The organism is Campylobacter sp. CCS1377 (genome assembly GCF_040008265.1).
In the GTDB taxonomy this organism is placed as follows: Bacteria; Campylobacterota; Campylobacteria; order Campylobacterales; family Campylobacteraceae; genus Campylobacter_D.
Map to the genome: position 1 here is coordinate 1,404,439 of NZ_CP155620.1, position 21,135 is coordinate 1,425,573.

The 21,135-nt window shown below is 35.4% G+C and carries 1 protein-coding gene; it reads right to left on the reverse strand.

What is annotated here, in order from left to right; all coding sequences use genetic code 11:
* Positions 1-629 precede the first annotated feature (629 nt).
* On the reverse strand, positions 630-21,116 hold the full coding sequence (locus AAH949_RS07090; RefSeq protein WP_348518340.1) for a hypothetical protein: 20,487 nt from the start codon (positions 21,114-21,116) through the stop codon (positions 630-632).
* Positions 21,117-21,135 lie beyond the last annotated feature (19 nt).

A 21,135-nucleotide genomic window follows, 5' to 3' on the forward strand; every position in this document is an offset into this window, starting at 1 on the left:
GAATGACGGGTGCACTGTGCTCAAAATGACAAGAAAATGAGATATTTAGCAAAGCCAAGAGCCTTGCTCTCTTGGCGTGGATTTTGTTTAAGTATAGGTTAAGCAAGGCTTTCTTATAATTCTTTAGGGTTTTTTAGAGTTGGTTAATGAATTTAATCAACTCGTTTGCTATTTCTAACAACTTCAAAATTACATTTAAAATCTTTTCTATCATTAGTAGCACCTTTCCCACCAAAAGAAATTAACCACTTAAACAAAGCAATTCTATCAAAATTTTCTTAAAATTTATTGTGTGAGCAGTTCTAAGACTTGCAACGGCAGGGTTTTACTATCCCAAGTAGAGTGAAGCAAAATGAAGGATCTTTGTGTATTACAGTCATTTTTTAAATAAAGATTCTTCACCTAAAAACTCAAAATGACGCACCACACTAAGGCTTTAGAACGATGGTTTAGGTGTTTTTTTGAGAAAAAAAGTGTGTTTTGGGAGGGATTTTTCACATTCGTTTAGATAATTTAAGGTATTTTTTGAAAAAAGGGCGAGGTAGAATTCTAAAATAGATAGTTTAAATAGAAATGTTTCGCTGCGCTTCGCATGACGGGCGCAACGAAACAAAAAAAGGAGGGGAGGATCAATCTCCCATCGCCAAGCAAGGATTCATCGCTTTAGCATTATCGCTAACGATGCAAAGTCTTGCTTTTTGTTTGCCTGCAGTTTCATCGATATTACCACCATTAGTATCAATAACTTCTTGATTTTCATCTGTTTTATCTTCAGCAAAAAGTCTAGAATTTGGAGAGTCAGGCTCTTCTCTACCTTGCTCTTTTTCATAGCTTGGCACATCTAAACCACTTGTATCTAACACATTGTTTTTATCGATGATTTTAAAATGACTATTTGAGTCTACAAAAACCTTAGCTATTGCATCACTAATGCCTTTTGATGTACTTTCTAATTGTGCTTTAAGACTAAGAGTTTGTGTTCTTAAGCTCTCATATTTCTTATACGCATTTTCGTATCCAGCACTTCCAGCCTCGCCATATTTGCCACTTTGTAAATCTTTGATAAGCGCGTTAAGCTGATTTGAAAGATTTTTAAATTGTTCTAAATTTTTCAAAAACTCATTAAAATCACCCAAAATTCCGCCACTATACTTACCATCATCTCCCTTATTGCCGAAGCTATCATTTTTGATGTTTTGTGCGACATCTTTAAGATTTTTCACATCGCCATCGAATTTTTTCAAATTCTCATCTGCGAAGCCAGCAAGCAAGCTTCCAGCACCATTTTCGCCATAGAAAGCCTTCAAGAAGTCTATACCTTGTGCAAATTCATTTGTTTGCACTTCATTTAGCCCCAAAAGCTTTCCAAGCTCTGCATACGAGCCTGAGTCGATGAGTTTTAAGGCAGTGTCAAGATCTTCAATGCCAAGTTCTAAAAATTTATTTTTCACTTCATCTAAAATTCCATTTAAAACCCAAGAGTCAAAGTCGCCTTCACCTAAGATCACATCGCCTTTTTCATCGACACTATTTGCTTTGAAGGTATACTCACTATCTTCTATCTCGCCTTTATCAGTCCATTCGCCACCGCTATTTACTGTATCATCACCACTGATTGCGATATCGCTATCGTTGTTTCCATTATTGATCTCGTTATAGTCTTTATCGGTATTTTCAGCACCGCCTACATTACCGCCATCTGCAAAACTACCTTCAATATCATTACTTTCATTGCTTCCTGCACCAGTACTTCCACTCATATCGCCTTTATCGCCACCGGTGATTGGTTTATTTCCTATATCCCAGATAGGATCGCTTCCACCTGGAGGTGTAATAGGATCAATAGGTAGTTTATCTTCAGGGATGATAGGATCAACTTTGGTATTTTCGCCATCATCTATAGGCTTATACTCAGGCACATCTACATTGATATTTCCACCGCCATTGTCTCCATGATCAGGATTATTTATGATAGGATCTGTTCCACCTGTGTTTACATCACCACCAGTTCCTATATCTGGAATTTGTATATTGTTATTATCATCCCAGCTTGGTTTGCCACTTTCATCTTTACCTGTACTTGTGTCGCCACCACCTTCTGGTTTATACTCAGGTTTGCTTGTATCTATATCACCAGTAGTTACATCATCGCCTGTGCTTGTGCTAAAGTCATCATCGCCTTTAATCTTATCCACATTATCATCAGTGATTTTATCAATGGTTGTATCTCCAGCATCTGCTACATTGCCTATATCATCTTTTGGAGTAGTGCTTGTATCACCCTTGATGGTATCTTTGATTTCATCATTTAGATCACCAATTGTTTCACCATTATTATCGCCTACCTCGGTATTATTATCTGTGATACTATCGATTACGGTATCTTTTACACTATTATCAAGATCATTAATTGGTCCAACATTAATACTTCCTAAGCCAGAATTTCCTGTACTTGTGCTATCTTCAATATTGCCAGCATTATAGTCGTGGTTGATATCATCTATAGGATTTGCTCCAGTGTATTTGCCACCATCAGTGATAATAATATCGCCTGTATTACCAGCAGTATTATCATTTGTGATTTTATCCGCTTCATTATAGGTAGTATCGCCTAGTTCATTACCAATTGGTGCGTCATTTACATCGTCTTTTGCATTACCAGCTGTGTAGCTATCATTCCAGTTGATACCACTGTTTTCATCACCAATAACCACCATATCACTTGGAGTATCAGGACCTTTGATATCTGGATTGTAAAAACCATTATTCCATGATGGATACTGAGATTTTACCTTATTTAAAAACTGATCTTTGTTAGTATTTCTATATACACTACCTTCAAATTTACTTGCAAGTCCATTATAGTCTAACAACAAATTATCCACACCATTGTTATTATTCATTTGACCGCCATAATTAACATATATGTGAGTATTGTTTAGTTTAATTCTAGGATTATTATAATCCCAATTTCCTCCCATACCTCTAATATCTCCTGCAATAAAAAATGACACACTGCTATCTTTTCCACCTGAGACTGAAAGCATATCATTGCCTCTTATGTTAATGAATACATTATTAAAATTAATGCTATAATCTTTCCATCTAGAATATGTGGAAGGGAAATTTGCAAACATAGAAGCATAATTTGGATTTCCTCCAGTTGAGCCATACCATGGACTCTTTGCACTAACATAACTATCATTGCCAGAATCAATCACAATATCTGAAATTGTTCCTGTGAAAAATTGGCTCTCATCATCAAAACTTCCAATAAGTCCAATAAATCCTGCAGCAAAAGCACGACTATTCTGATCTGTAGATTCTGCAGAAACTTTAAAATTAGAAATATATATATGATTTATATTAGCATTGCCATAAGTTTGCCCTACAATCCCGCCTACATAAGTATATTTATTATTTTTACCTTTTACGGTTATATTATTAGCATCAATATATTCGAAATTTGATCCGCCTAAAGCAGCTCCTACAATGCTTCCTATATAAGCACTGCTGTTATTATTAAGAGTAGCATCTACTATGGAATTGTCCAACTTAATATTTCTAAACATTGAATTAGAATCTGCTTTACCTACCAAAAGCCCCGCATGAGTGATAGTTGAACCACTCAAATACATTTGAGCATTAGTAATTTGAACATTTTCAAAAGTAGAATTTTTAGCTTCTCTAATAAGTCCAACATAAGTACCATATTGATATCTATTATTTGTATCACCTATACGGAAATTATTAAGCGTATGTCCTTGACCATTAAAGGTTTGATTTTCAAATTTATTAATGATACCAAAAGAATTATTGCTAGTTAAATTAGCTCCACCAAAATCAATATCATTAAGCAAGTTATATTGATCATAAGAGTTAATTCCGCTTGTTCCATCATTAAACCATTTTACAAATTGATACCATTCACTAGCATTACTTGAAGCGTTAGAATTGGTTGCAATGTTAAGATAAGATTTAGCTCCACCTGTCATTTTCGGACCCTGTTTACCACTCCATGCACCACTCATTAATTCTGAGATATTCATAGAAGTCCAACCGGATTTATTGTAAATTTCATTAGCAAATACAGTGCTAGCATTAACATAGCCCGTTGTATCAATAGTAACTTTACTTACATTATTTTTACCATCTTTTGCATGTATGGTTGTGCCTTTGCCTTGCTTATCTTCGGCTAAAATTTGAACTTCTTTACCACCTAAAGTAATAGTATTTGCATTTAAATTTCCACCGCGTAAAAATACCATACCAGTTCCTGCACCCGAAGAAGTTTTAAAGGTATTTGCTGTAATGGTTCCGCCTGTCATTACAATTTTACCTGGGGTAGATAGATCTACAGTTCCTGCTTTAATATCTGCACCATTTGCAATATCAATCCAATTCGCATTAACTTTAAAATTATCTAACTCATTTGTCATTTTAAGTCCTGCAAGATTGACTTTACCGCCTTTGTTATCTTTTGTTTTAGCCATAATATCAAGAAGAGTTGTCGCACCATTTTTTTCTTCAAAAACAGTGTTTACGAAGTTGATATTTAGCGTAGCGTTATTTCTACTTCCGATATAGAAATTTGTTGTGCCACCGTTAGCGTAAAAGTTTGCGTTATTAAAGTTTATATCACCAGTTGAATTAAAGTTGATATTTTGAGTGTTATTATTTGTAGTAAGCTGCGAATTTATAAAATCAATTTTTTGACCTTCAAAAGTTAAAGTGCCACCATTAGTGCCATTTACCCAAAGACCTTTGCCACTATCTTTATTGTTTTCAAATTTTACATATTTAGTTGAAGCATTACCAAAAGCAAATCTGCCACTGTTTAGAGTGAAAATAGAGTTTTTGAAAAGGATTTGCTCTGTGAAAATTCCACCCACATCAGTATCTTTAGTTGCACCACTTACTTTAAGATTTGCATTATCAAATGTTGCTTGTTTACCACTTACTTTGAGATAATTTGCAATGATTTCTGTAGTATTTTTAAATTCAATCAAATTACTTAAAGCTAAATCAATATTGGTAATATTAAGATTTGAATTATCTACTATCATATCTTTTGCATTGGTAACAACTAACTTACCACCAGCGATATTAGAATCGCCCTTAATATCAATGCGGTTAGCAAGTTTAAAAATCATATCTTTAGCATTAATGGTTGAACCATCAATGACCAAATCATTTGCGCCAGCATTGTCACCAGATGCGTTATAGATATGGAGCTTATCAAGTGCATTACTATCAGATCCAAAACTTGAACCTATAATCTTAATCTTGCCGTTATTTCCACTACCTGCTGCATTTGTAGTTCTTAGCCACATATTAGCCGTATCGCCTGATTTTTCAATATTCGCTTTGTTAAATTCTATCTCTCTACCGCCATCAATGGTTAAGTCACCACTTAGTTTAATAGAGGTTTTAGCGGTGTCATTGCTTGCTAAGAATTTGCTTAGAGCTTTAATATATGAACTTCCACTTAGTACAAGCTGTGAATTTTTAAGATTAATTGCATCAGCATAAATATTTGCAGATTTATTTGAAGTAATACTTGAATTATTCAAGATATCAATAACCGAACCTGCTTTATTATCTGTGCCAAGTGTTAAACTATCACTAGCTGTAATGGTAGCATTATCAATTTTTAGATAAGCACTTGCATAGCCGTCAGAATTTAGTTTAACTGTATTGCCTACAAGTTTAGAACTAGCATTGATAAGAAGATACTTCGCATCAAAATTTATCGTATTTGCATTGATATTTGAGCCTTCAATTTTAAGCTCATTTGAAGCATCTATATCAATGGTGCCAATACCACTTATAAAGCCTTGATTTTCACCGGTACCAGTTTTTATTAAAATACCTTTTGCGTCTACATTAATAGCATTTAAATCTTTAAAATTCGTGCCTGTTAAAAACTCGATTTTGCTTTCTGTATTTCCGCCAGTTAAATTTGCGAAGTTAATATTTGCTTTTGAATTTGCATCTTGGCTTGTAAAGCTTGAATTAGTATAGCGTTGGAAATTAGCTTTAAAATTATTTGTTCCACTTAGTTTGAAAGTCGCTGCATTTGCTGTGAGTTCTTTATAGGAATTTAGGCTTAAATCTTTTGCTGTGAGTGTGCCTGCAATGCTTAGAAGATTTTGTGCTGTTAAACTTGCTGCTTTCGCAAAGCTGTTATTACCTTTTAAATCAATATTTTGTGCGTTAGCGGTAAAGTTGCTATTTGCATCAACATTAATATTTTCAAGATTAATCACATCATTTGCATTCTTTCCTTCCTCACTCACGCCAGTAAATCTTACATCAGCAACCGAAGCACCATCACCATTTTTTGCAAAGCTTACTGTGTTTGCATTGATTTTATTAGCTTTGAAGTTGAATTGATTATTTCCTGCACCTGTTGAATTTTGATGTTTGAAAGTAGCATTTTTAAGATCCATTACATTATTTGCTACAAGATTTAAAGTTGATCCACCACCTAAAAGGGCTGAAAGACCATCTTTTGCACCTTCGATAATAATATCTTTAGCATTTGCATTTAAAGTCGAAGTGCCCAAAACGCTAAGCTGTGAATTTAAGGCTTTAAAGGTGGTTGTAGCTACAATGCTTGCTTTTGAGCCGTTGTTTAAAGCGAGTTTTGAGTTATCAAATAAAATGCTAGCACCTGCTTTGATACTGTTGTCATTCTCACCGATTCCACCGTTTATGTTGATAGCTGAATCTTTTACTGCTAAGTCTTGACCTGCATCGATTTTAAGACTACTATCTGTTGTAAGTGTGCTTGAAGCAATACTCATATCATCTTTTGAAGTAAGTTTCAAGTTTTTAGTGTTGATAGTTGTTTCTTTAAGCTCTAAGCCTTTGCTTGAATTTAGACTTACATTTTCAAAACCGTTAATACTTGAACCTTTTGTCTCACTTTTTACAAAGCCTATATATCCATTTTCACCTGTGGTTTGGAAAGTGATAGTGCCTTTGCCAGCTTCTGCGTTAAAGCTTGCACCACTTGCTAAAATACTGTTTGTTGCGTTAAATGCAAGGGCTGTAGTACCTGTAGTGTTTATAGTCGCATCAAGGAATTTTAGATAATTGCTCGCATTAAAGCTTGCACTTGTATTTTCAAAGCTCACTGTGCCACCTGCGAAGTTGATATTTTTCGCATAAGCGTGAATCTGATCTTTAAATGCTCCACCTGTAATGATGAGCTCAGCAAGGCTTGATTTATTATCCGCTGTTGTGCCTGTGCCTGTGATACCATTAATTTCAGTTTTTATTTCAAATTCACCGCCTGAAATTTCGATTAGATTGTCAGAGAGAAGTTTTAAAGTGCCATTAACTGGGTTGCCTGCAAGGAATATAGCATTGCCACTTATGCCAACTTTTTCGCTTCCTTTTAGAATGATATTATCACCACTGATGACACCACCACTGATGGCTATTTGTTTCGCATCAAAAGTCGTGCCATTTTTTGAGTAAATTTGAGTTTTAGCATCACCTGATACACTGATTTTATCCGCATCGATATTAAGCGTAGCGGTTTTGTCATATTTACCAAGATTTCCACCACTGATTTCTACCACTGTGCCTGTTGTACTTGCGTTGGTTTGAGCGCCATCATTGTCTTTAATGTTAATAATATTTGAGTAAATATTACCCGCTGACATTGTAAAGAGTTTAGTTGCAATTAAATCTACTTTTGCACCATCAATTGTACCACCACTCATTGCGATTTTTTGAGCTTTTAGTTTTACATTGTCACTATCAGCACCTATAGTACCGCCTGTGATATCAATAAGATTTTGTGCTAAAAGCTCTAACATGTTTGCACTTAAACTTGCAGTATCTTTAACTTCGATTTGTTTTGCATTTACACTAAGAGTTTCTACATTAATATTTGCATTGCCTTTAAATACCACTTTGCCTTTTTCGCTTGTAGCATTGAAAGTAAAAGTTTTACCTGTGATAGTTCCACCACTTAGGGTGATTTGATTTGCCGCATCAAAAGCAGCTGTGCCGCTTGCAGTGATTTTACCACCACTCATTTCAATCACATTAGCCGCATCAAAGTCTAGATTTTTAGTATTTATAGTACCACCGCTGATTATAATATCATCTGAATTAACTTTAAATAGTTCACTTGCCTTTATAGTACCACCGCTGATTTCTACATCTGGTTTTACATTTTTATCGCTATTTTGCATAAAATTGATGGTTTTTGCGTCTAAAGTTCCACCTGTCATTTTGATGAGATTGCTTGCTTGGAGTGCTATTTGCACTGATGCGGTAATATTTGCATTACCTTCGATTAAAATATCTTTAACATATCCTGCATTTTGTATTGTGTTTGAACCATTTGAGCTTTTATGATTCACAAAAAGTCTATTTACATTGATTTGTAAATTTCCACCAAATTGAACTAAACCGTCATAAGTTTTATTAATATTGTTTAAATAAAAATCTATAGCATCGATCTTAGTGATTATACCTTCGCCATCTTGTTTTGCTGTAAATTTAGTCCATTCATTTTCGCCCTCGCCCTCGCCTTTTTCTTTATCTAAAGTATAGCCAAGTAAAATACTTTGAGCTTTAAAGTCTATATTAGACTTTTCATTTTCGCCCTTGCCTTTTATTACAGAACCACCGCCCACAACTATAGCTTTTCCAGCATCAAAGTCTATATTTGTAGCATTAATTTTTGCATTTGTAAGTTCAATTAAATTATCACTATCAAACATCACGCTATTTGCATTGATAGTTGATCCACCATCTACATAAACCCAGTTTTTACCCCAAACCTTAAAATTGCCCGCGTTAATAACGGCTCCATTTGTGATTTTAACTACACCTTGATTACCATCAATAGTTTGCGTACCTTTTAGATCCTCACTCGGCGCATCAGTCCAATCATACTTATCACCTGCATCAAGGAAGAAATTGTTTGTGATATTAAAAGTTCCACCATTTAATCTGATTTGTTGTGCTCTTAAAGTAAGATTTGCAACGCTAATATCAATACCTAATTCAATGTATTTTTTAGACAAGAAAACAAGGTCGTTAATTTTTGTTCCAAGTTTTGCATCACCTGTAACGCTGACTTTTTCAGTACCTTCAAGTATAAGTTGCCCACTGATATCAAGGCTTCCGCCATTCATCATTACTTGATTGTTTCCTTTTGCATGGAAATTCTCTGCTGTTACACTTCCGCCTGTGATGTTTACTTGCTCTGCGTTAGCTTTGATATCACCTTTGCCTTCGCCAGTGCCTGTTGCTTTGATAACCGCACCACCAAATTTAATAGTTCCTCTTGCAGCTTCGCCAGTCTCGCCGTTGCTTGCTGTGAAAGTGATATCGCCATTATTAGCTGTGATATTTCCGCTTTGCAAATCAATCAAATTCTTGCTTAAGAAAGTTAAAGCGTGTCCTAAAATATTTGAAGTACCTTTTACTAGAATTTGATTATTTCCATTTAAAGCAATATCAGCTGTTCCAGCATTTAAAGTTGTGCCGTCAATGATGAGTTGATTTTGTGCGTTTAGATCAATTTTACCCGTGCTTTCTATATTTGTACTTACAAGCTCGATATCTTTTGCATCAAAATCAATACCCCCATTTTCTTTAATGAAACCGCCGTTTATATTGATACCTTCATTTGCTTGTAGGCTAACAGTTTGATTTTTCGCCCAAAGCTCTACATTATTAAGATCAATTCTACCTACACTGCCTTGTGCTTTAAAGTCAATTCCAGTTCCACCTACCGTAACGCCTGAAATACTAATTTGCTCACCACCATTAAGAGTGATTTTACCAGAGTTTCCTTTTAAATAATCTTCTTTAGTATTTTCACCAGTAATTTTAATCTTATTGCTTGCGTTGATGGTGATGCCATTATTTGCATAAATATCTGAATTTTTGATATTAACTTGCTGTGCTGATGTATCTTTATTATCTTCACCTTTAATGCCACCGATATAAAGTGCGTCATTTCCGCTTACATTTACACTAGTGTTGCTTAGATCAATTAAATTTTTAGCTTGCATTACAAGGCTTTTTGACTTAATGCTACCACCTGTTATAGAGATATTATTATTTTGTGCTAAAAGTTTTACAGCTGCATTCTGTGCATTAATATTTGAGTTACTAAATTTAATGTTATTTCTTGCTTGTATATCTAATAAAGTAGAGATATTGAGTGTCGCATTTAAAAGCTCGACTATACCACCTACATTTGCTTCGCCTGATTGCTTTAAGGCTTTTAGATATAAATTATCTGCGTTAATGGTATTTCCAGTAAGCGTGATTTGCTCACCTTCCAAAGTTAGATTATCAGTTGTAATATCAATGCCAAGTTTAATGTGTCTTTCGGTTAGGAAAACAAGATCATTAATATCTGTGCCAAGCTCTCCGCCTGTAACTTCGACTCTATTTTTACCATCGAGTGTGAGTTGTCTTGTCACATTTACAATTCCACCTGTCATTTTTGCGATATTTTCAGCATCAACTAGGAAATCTACATTTGCTGTGATAGTTCCGCCTGTGATATTGATTTGCTCGCCATTTGCATAAATGCTTCCTGTATCTTGCTCTTTAGTGCTACCAGCTTTGCCATTTGCAGTGACATTTGCACCGCTAAAATCTATAGTTCCAGTTTTTTGACCATTTTCTTCACCGCTTGCTGTTAGGGTGATATTACCTGCTGTTGCTGTGATATCGCCGCCTTTAAGCTCTATCCAATTTTTACTTGCAAAGCTTAGAGAAATGCCTTTAATCACACTTGTGCCATCTACCTGTAAATGCTTATCCCCACTTAGCGCGATATTGCTTGCGGTGCTTTCTAGCTTGGTATCTTTAATGATAAGTGTTCCGCCTGTGGCTGTGGCTTTGATAGCGCCACTTGCTTTAAGGTCTGAGCCTTGTAAATTAATACTTTGAGCGGCTAAATCTATGCTTTGCATGTTTTCGCTGTTGATTTTTGTATTTTTAAGCTCTGCTAAATTTAAATCATTACCTTCTAAACCAGCGATTTTAAAGCTTGTTCCGCTGATAGTCACTCCATCAAGACTGATCCAATTTCCTGCTAGCATTTGCACGCTTGATTTGCTTGTAATGGTGCTGTTGCCGCTTATGTTGATATCATTTCTTGCACTGAAATTCACAGTGCTACCACTAAAGGTTGTGCCGCCATTAACTGTGATTTTACCGCCTGTATTGCCACTGCCAGCTGTTGCATCGATATTTAGCGCGCCGTTTGCTGTGATGCTACCACCATTAATATCAATTTGATTTGATTTAAGATCAATTGTATTAGCATTTAAGCTCATATTAACAAGGCTTAATTTGCCTACACTGATTAAATCAAGATCTTTTGCATTTTCAAATTTAAAGCCATTCTCACCACCATTTAATTCAAGTGCATTTTTACCATCAAGGCTGATAGTACCAGCATTAAATTTACCACCCTTTGCGATGATTTTATTTTCCATATCAGCACTTATGCTTTTTGCGCTTACGCTTCCTGCGTTGATATTAAGTTGCTCGCCTTCAAATTTTACTTTTGAATTTTCACCATTTGCACTTATCGTTGTACCATCAAGATTAATTGTCCCTGTTTTTGTATTTGGATCGTCTTTTGAAGTTCCGCTTGCTGTGAAAGTAATATCGCCATTAGTTGCTGTGATAGTGCCAGCATTTAAATCGATTAAATTTTGGCTGATGAAAGCTAGAGATCTAGTAGCATTTAGTGCACCTGAGTACATTACAACCTGACCTTTGCCATCGATTGTCATTGAGCCTTCGGCGCTTAGGCTTGGTTGATTTTCTGCTTTGGTTGCTTCTTCGCCGATTAGAATTTGATTTTCGGCATCAAGTGTTAAATTTGTTTTTGCTTTTAAAACCGCACTATTTTTGATGAATATATCTGCACCAGCTATATTTAAATCACCGCTTGTGCTTTCTAATTTACCGCTGATATCAATAGTCCCGGTTGTTCCGCCATTTACGCTAATGTTTGCGCCAGTGATTTGTCCAGCTAAAACTGCCATATTTGCCGCTGTGAGTGTTATTGCACCGCTAGCACTTAAAGTGGTGCCATTTGCGATATTTAGGTAATTGCTCGCGTTAAGATTTAAAATTTCAGCTGTGATGGCAGCTGAATTTAAGAGTTCAAATCTTGCAGTAAATTTAGTGTCAATTTGTTTTGCATCAATGCTTCCACCTGTAATTTTGGTGCTATCATTTGCAAATTCTATGCTTGGTTTTTTACCTTCACTTTTGCCTGATATAGTTACGCCATCAAGGACTAAAGCACTAGTTTGTCCTGTTGTGTCATAGAATTTAATCATTGCATCTGATTTTAATTTTGTGCCACCTTTAAGCTCGGTATAGCCATTGCTTGCAAACTCCATATCTCCAGTGCTTGAAAGGGTAGAATTATTCACACTTATGCCACCGCTTAAACCTTTAAAAATCATATTTAAGCCAGCATTTGCTGTGATAGTGTCTAAAACAAGTTTTGTGTTGGCTACGAGTTGGACTTTGTTATCTGCATTAAGGGTTGAGTTTTTAACATTGATTTGATCAGCACCGATTTCTATGTGACCATAAGCACCGTTATTTACTTTTTTGATATCAATATCAGAATTTTCTATAGAAATTTTAGTTCCAAGATTATCACCGTTATTGGTATCTGTTGCGGTGATTCTCAAAGTGCCTTTTGTCATATCAATATCAGCATTTGAAATTTCAATCACATTATTTGAGTTAATATCGGCTAAATTTCCATTGAAATTCAAATCCATTTTAGTACTACCACCTTTGATTTGCACCACATTGCTTCCACTAAGTTTAACATCACCACCACTTGTTATGGACTTAATGCCATCAAGGATTAAAGAAGTTGCGATGAAACTTAAAGTTGCACCACTTGTAAATTCGGTTTTATCACCGCTTGCATAAATTTTATTTGCTTTGAAATTTAAAGCCTTAGACGCGTTAATGATAGAATTTGAGATATCAAGAGCTTTCAAACTATCATCACTGGCAATACCTTTTATTGTAATATCGCCATTTGTGGCTTTAAGATTTGAGCCACTTATACTGATGTAATTGTTACTTAAAAGCGTCAAAGAAGTAAGCTCTAATACACTATCAGTAATTTTAAGACTATCGGCTGCTTTTAGAGTGATATTGCCTTTTAGAGCATCTTTGGTTAAATTGCTTAAGGCAAGATTGAAATTCGCATCAATAGAAACACTATTTGCTCCATCAAGTTTAGTTTTATCGCCACTAATATTAATAGTATCTGCGCCTATATTTATTTTACCGTTTTCGCCAGAACCTGAGGCTGTTAATGTGCTGTCTTTAATATCTACTTTTGTGCTTGTTTGTTGTCCTTCGCCCTTAGTGGCACTAATGTTGATATTACCTTCATTAGTAGTTAAACTTGCATTAGCTATGGAAATAACATTATTTGAGATGAAATCGATATTTTTAGCACTAAAAATTCCACCTGTGATATCGATATAATTACTTCCTGTAAATTTAAGCGCTTCGCTGATAGTGAAAGTGCCACTTTTTACATTTAATACATAAGCGTTAGCATCAAGGTTTTTAGCTTTTAAGGTTGCGTTTGCAAAGTCGATAAATTTAGCATCTAAGTCTAGGTTGGCATTCTCTGCGTTGATAGTTCCACCGCTTATGTTAATATAAACATTATCCGCACCGTTTGCATTTTTCATTGTTAAGGTATTGCCCACATTGATAGTGCCGCCGCTGATTTCGATGATATTTGAACCGATTAGATTTGCTGTGCCAGTAGTGATGGTTCCACCGCTGATTTTCAAAAGCTCGCTCGCGCTAAGATCAAGTAAATTTGCGCTGATTTCTGCGCCATTTGCAATAGCAATTTGTCTTGCATATGCATCAAGATCGGCTGTGCTGATAGTACCGCCGTTGATTTCGATTTTATCAATTTGATTTGCACTATCGCCAAATTTAATGCTTCCTGCACTGCCATCATTAGCCACGCCAGTTTTTAGCTCGCCATTGTCTATTTTTACATAAACATTACTTGCGCCATCTGCTTTGCCAAAATTAATGCTATTATCCGCATAAATTTTGCCATTTTCTAAAACAATAGCGCCACTTTTTAAATTTACATTTTCAGCGTCAAGTAAAGTTTCTGCATCTTTTATGTTAATACCAGCTTCTTTTGCACTTAAAGTTAAGTCTTTTAGGGCTTTAAGCTGTGAGCCACCGCTTATTACGATTTTTTTGCTTGCATTTAATAAGACATTGTAAGCTGCGTCTAATACGGATTTATTTTCGACATTGATTTGATCAAAGCCTTGTATGTTGATATTGCCTGTTCTGCCATCGTTTGCATTATTTGAATTTGCGTCTAATTTCGCGTCATTTAAAACGATTTTTGTGCCGAATTGATCTTGTGAATTTTTATCTTCGCCTGTGATGTTGATATTTCCAGCACTAGCTGTTAAATCTACCTTTGTGATTTCAACCAAGTTATTGGCCATGATATTGATATTTAAGCCCTCGATGAGAGTTCTAACTGTATCGCCTGTGATTTTTAGGTGATTGCTAGCGTTTAGGTTTATATCGCCAGCTGTGGATTTGATTTGCTTGATATTTTCTGCGATGATTTGTTGTGCTGTTAAATCTATAGCATTTTGCGCGTTAAGCTCGGTTGTTGCACCGCTTAAATTGATCGCATCAGCTTTTAAATTTAGTGTGTCACTTGAGCTAAGAATAGAATCTGTGATTTTAATGCTTGCACCAAATTCATCACTTGGATTTGCATCCGTAGCTGTGATTTTAAAGGCTCCGCCTGTTGTTTTTAAATTTGAGCTTGCAATTTCGATTAAATTATTTGAAGCAAGAGTTAGGCTTGTAAAGCTTAGCGTGCTGCCTGTGATGCCAAGGTATTTTTTACCTGTGAGTGAAACTGCGCCGCTGATATTAAAATTCGCATTCGCATCGCCGTTTGTAAGGTTTGCAAGAGTTAAATTATCCGCTGTGGCATCTAGGCTTGTGCCTTTGATTTTAGCGTTGTCTATGCTGATGACTTTTGAGTCAAGATCGATATTATCATGAGAACTTAAAGTCGCATTTTTAATATTTAGATTATTTGTCGCATTTAAAACGATAGCACCAGTATTTGAAGTCAGTGTGCCACCGCTGATATCGATAAGATTGCCAGATAATAAATTTAAATTTCCACCGATTAGTGAGCCTGCTTTGATTTGGATATTATCGCTTGCGTTGATTTTTAGCTCGCCTGTAGCAGTTAAAGTCGCGCTACCATTTAAAAGCATAGCTGCCACTGCAAAATCAATACTTGCACCACTTAAATTTGCATTTGTGATATTAACTGTATTTGCGTCAAGATCGATTACTCCATCACTTGTGATAGAACCACCGATTAAGTTGATAGCTAATTTACTTGTGTCACCATTTGTCGCGCCAAATTGCACACTACCTGCATCGATAGCGCCACCTTCGATATTGATCAAATTATCACTTAAGAATTTCAAAGCTCCGCTTGCTGTGATACTTGTAGTGTCACCTTTGATTTCTACACCTTTAATGCCTTTTAGAATTATATTGTTGGCATTAAATTTTCCGCCACTTATACGGATAAGATTAGTCGCGTTAAAGTTAATGTCACCCCCAGCTTTAATAACAGGATCTTTACTTTCTGCCTTAGCACCTTCGTCTGTATTTACTTCATCTTTTGAGATATTGATTTGCTCGGCGTTAAAAGTAATATTGGTTTTTGCATCAAGCTCCGCACCATTTGTGATATCGATAACTTTTGCATTGCCACTCTCTCCATTGCCAAGTAAAATGTCACCAGTTTTAGCTGTGAATTTTCCACCTGCAATATCGATCCAATTTGCTGAACTTAAAACCAAAGAATTTGCATTTAAGATAGAATCAGTGATTCTTAAAAGCATAGAGCCATCAAGCCCTATTTTGCCACCGGCGCTTAAATTTGCATTTTCGATGAAAATTTCTTTTACACCCGAAGTAATAATATCGCCACTTGCATTAATAATTGTATCATTTCCGCTTCCTGCAACACCATCGCCTAAATTTACTTTTCCTTTGATAATTAAGTAAGTTGTTTCAAAACTAATGTTTCCAGCTGAAGTGATATTTGAATTTACTATGCTGATTTTTGTATCATGCTCACCGTTTGTAGCCTTAAAGCTAATGTTTCCACCATTTATAGAACTAATGGTTGAATTTTGCACTTCAATGAAATTATTCGAGATGAAATTAACATTTAAACCTTGAATCGTTGAGTTAAAAATACCCAAATAATTTGTTCCGATTAGATTAATATCTTTATTTCCTATATGATTAGATCCATCAAGCTTATTATAAACAAGACTTTCGCTTCCGCCAATATTCAATTGTCCATCGCCATCTATGTCGGTGTGTGGATCATCAATTTTTAAATCCGGCGCTATGATATCAATATCTGTATTCGCCCCTTCATCTCCACCTTTTTTAGTTGTAAAATAATTATTATCTCCACTAATATTAACTTTATTTAAACCCGTGATATTAATGCCACCACCTGTAGCTGTTAATTTCATATTGCTAATATCAATAACATTACTACCCAAAAAGTCTAATGTTTTACCTGTGATGGAACCGCCTGTTAAATTAATATGATTATTCGCACTTATATCCACTGCACCGCTAGCAAGAATTTCACCACCGCTCATATAAAACTGCACGCCATTTGATATAAATGCTCCGCTTGCTGTGAGTGTTCCGTTTTGAATATCGACTTTATCAACTGCAAAACTGATATTGCCATTATCGCCGTTTGTAGTGATATTAGTATTGCCTCTTATGGTTGCCACGACGCCAAGTTTTTGATTTTCTTCTTTGCCATTAATCAAACCTGAATCTGGATCAATCTTTGCAAAAGATACATTGCCAGTTGCACTTAAATTCGCATTATTTAAATCAATCAAATTTGCACTAAGTAGGCTTAAATTTCCTTGCATACTAAGGGTTGCGCCTTCGATATAAAGTTTAGCAATGGCTTTTAAAGTGGCATTTTTAGCACTAATGTTTTTACTGTCTTTGAGTTCAAGAATATTATTTGCACTAAGGCTTAAATCTTGTATTGCTGTTAGTTTGGTATTTGTGCCTTGTATTTTTACATCATAACCTTGTATGTCAATGTTGTTACCGCTTAGCTCACTAGCATCTGAAATTTCGATGATACCGCCTTCTTTGTATTTTTCACCCTCTTTAAGCTCTGTTGCCTTGAGTTTTAAATCGCCAGTACCGGCATTAAGAGTTGCTGTTTGAATTTGTATGTTTTTGGATTCAAAACTGATACCATTAGCTGTAAGTGTTGTTCTAGAAGAATCTTTTTGTCCTACAATAATGCCTTTATCAGCCTTAAATGTGATACCGCCTTGTGTGGTTAGAGTTGCGTTTTTAAAAGTGATATTGGTTTTTGCAGTGAATTTCACATTACCTTTTGCATCGATAGTTCCACCTTGGATATCAATTTCGCCACTTGTGATAGTAAAATCATTTATTTTTAGCATGCCATTTGTTTGATTATAAGTAACTTTGCCACTGCTTTTTACTTCTAAAGTGGTATTATCTTTTGAAGTGGTAAAAGTTGCACCGCTGATTTTAACCTCTTTATCGCCGTTTAAAATAAGCTTGCCATTTTCTACTTTTAGCGTGCCGCCTGTGATATTAAGTAAATTTTTGGCTTCAAGATTTAAATCTTTTGCTGCATCTAGGGTGCTACCACTTAGGGCGATGTCGTTACCTTTGATGCTGAAAATATCATCTTTACCATTGCCAGTTGCTTTAATTGTTCCACCTTTAAGCTCTACAAGGCCGCCTTTTAGGATATCATTTTCTACATTGCCATTTGCTGCGATATCAACGCTTTTTCCACTTAGGATTCCACCCTCTATGGTAATGCGGTTATTTGCTAAGAGTTTAAGCATAGCTGTAGCTGTGATGGTACCTGCGTCGATTTTTATGCCACCATTTGCACCAAGTCCTTCAAGAGTGATATTTGCTGCATCAATAGTCGTGCTGCCACTGATAGAAATATCATTACTTGCTTTAAAACTAATGTTTGCCCCATCAATATCACCCCCACTAATGTGAATACCATCGGCATTTGCACTTAAATCGCCAGTTGCCTTTATCGTGCCACCGCTGATTTTAATCTCTTGGATTGTGTCTTTGTCAAAATTATCATTGAATTTAATCGTGCCAGAACTGATTAAACTACCGCCTGAAATGTCAATCAAATTTGCACTATTTAAGATAAGGCTTGAGCCTTCAATTTTTGTGCTATCTCCTGAAATTAAAATTTTATTTTGAGCTTCAAATTTAATGCTTCCAGCCTTTAAATTCGCGTTTTTAAAATCAATAGCCCCAGCATTCACACCAAAATCTTTAGCTTTAAGCGTTCCGCCTATGACATTGAATTGTCCTTGTGTATTTAGAGTAATATTTGAGTTTTCATCGCCTAGATTACCATTAATTTTGATTTCTTTTTCTGCATTTAAATCAATATTACCTGTGATGCTTCCACTACCACTTACGCTGATTAAATTACTCGCATCTGCGTCGATTTTACCGCTTGCACTTATATTTGCACCGCCAAAATTAATATCTCTACCTATTAAAATTATATCGCTAGTCTTAGCAGTGATAGTGCCACCAAGCAAATCAATAGTTCCGCGGTTTTTACCATCGTTTGGATCGTTATCAACCGCCTTCATAGAAATTTTACTGGCTGTAAGTGCGCCTTTTTTAACTTCTATTAAATTTCCACTTTCTAAATTTAAGTCCGTTGTACTATCAGTTCCAATTTTTACAGTATCACCATCAATGCTGATTAGCTCATCGCCTTTTAAAGTGATAGTCGTGCCTTTTAATTCTCCGCCGGTAATAGCGATTTGCTTACCTTCTAAATTTAAATCTTTCGCACTAAGTGTGCCGCCTTTAACATTGATACGGTCAAGTAAGATTTTAAGTGTACCTTGATCGGCTGTGATAGTTGCGCCATTTTCGATATTGACTTGGGTATTTTTTGTTGTGTTTTCGCTATTTTTAAATTCAATATTTGTTGCGTTTAAATTTGCACCTGATTTTAACTCAATTAAATTTTGAGTCAATAAAGTTAAGGTTTTAGCGTTGATGGTTGAGTTTGTAACGCCTAGATAATTTTTTCCTTCAAGTTTTAGGGTGTCATTTGATTTTAATTTTCCGCCTGTAATGTCTAGATAATCACTGATGAGCTCTAAATTTGAAGCGGCGTTAATATTACCATTTTTGATATTAATGCGATTTGCGTTAAATTTAACACTGTTTATATTTTCATTTATATTTGTATTACCGCCATCCACTTCGATGATGGAATTTGTGTTTGATCCTTTAAATTCAAGTGTTGTTGCATCATTTCCATTAAAAGTGGTATTTTCGATCTTAGTTTGATTTGAAGCAAAAATTGCATTTGTGCCAAGATCAAATTTTGAACCGTTTAAATGAATGTAATTGCCTGCATTCCAATCTAAATTTGAGACATTGAAATTGTAATTTTGTGCAATGATTTTATCTTTAAGATCAAAATCAAGAGTGTTGGCTTTGATAGTGTTTTGAGTTTGATTGCTGTTTTTAAACTCTGCTTGATTAGCATTAAGAGTAAAGCTGTCAAGAGTGAAGTCGCTATCTTGAATGCTTACCGTGCCGTTTTCGCTCTTAAGGCTTAATTCGCCTTTATTTTGAGCTTCGTTTTTATTAATACTTGAGTTTTTGAATAAAATATGATTTGTCGCTTCGATATCTAGCTTTGTAATGTCAAGCTCGCTATCTTCAAAGGCGATTTGATCATTTGCTTTGATGTTTACTTCGCCTTTGCTTGTCAGTGTCGAACCTTGGCTGAATTTAATCTGATCACCATCTATATCTAAATTTGAATTTGCTGTGAGCTTAGAATTTGTGGTATCGATAAGAGATTTATCGCCATTTGCTTGTAGTTTTAAATTTGAAGCTGTGAAGCTGGTGTCATCAAGGTTGATATAATTGCTTTGTAAAAGGGCAAGATTTGTGGCATTGAAATTTGAGTTTGAAAATTCTAGGGCATTAGTGCCTTGTAAAGTCATATCGGTGGCACTTAGGGTTGATCCTAGTGATTTGATTTTATTTGTGGCATTGAAATTTATAGTTTTTGCATTAAGTGTGGCTTCATCAAGATTAATTTGCTCAGCATTTGCATTTAATTCAGCATTTTGTAAATCTAAATTTGCATTATTAAAATAAAGGATTTTAGTGCTTAGATCCATTTTTGTAAGATCGTTGATTTGGATGTTGCCAATTTTAATCTCGCCGGTAACTGCTTGATCCTTTGGTGTGGTGTTAAGATTTATAGTATTTGCACTGATAGTTCCGCCTAAAAGTTCGATGGATTGAGCTTGTGCGTCAAAACTACCTAACTGACCGTTATTATCCTTAAGATTGATGTTAATACCGTCTTTAAGTACGATTTTATTGCCCACAAGCTGAAGGTTACTAACATTTAAAATCGCATCACCTTGTATAGTGATAGTGCCTTTTTGAGCCGGAGAAAAAACCGGAGAGAATTTACCACTTGTTGCAAATTCTTTGATTTGTGCTTCATTCATCGCTCCAGTTGAAATACCAAATTTCCCCGTATTAATCACTGCACCGTTGCCAATAATTGTTCCGTTTGGATTAACTAAGAAAATATCATGACCATTTCCGTTTAATTGACCATAAATCTGAGATGCGTTTTTGCTATAGTCAAGATTTAAGAATTTGTGGTGTCCTTGTCCACTAAAATTAACGCTTTCATCTTTGCCAATGTTAAAACCACCACCCCAGTTGATGACATGGTTACCATTGTTACCATTGCCGTGGATATTCATATTTCCACCGCCACTAGTGATGCTTCCACCACCTTGAACGAAATTTCCCCCTTGAGGTAAAGCAATCGCTTGATTATAAAGCATAGAGCTTGCCACAAAGCTCAAAACCAAGTGCTTTCTTAAACTCATTTTCTTTGCCATATTTCAACCTTTGATAATT

What these genes read in the sequence shown, in the direction of transcription:
- AAH949_RS07090 (WP_348518340.1), bottom strand. Translation starts at nt 21,116, where the DNA reads ATGGCAAAGAAAATGAGTTTAAGAAAGCACTTGGTTTTGAGCTTTGTG.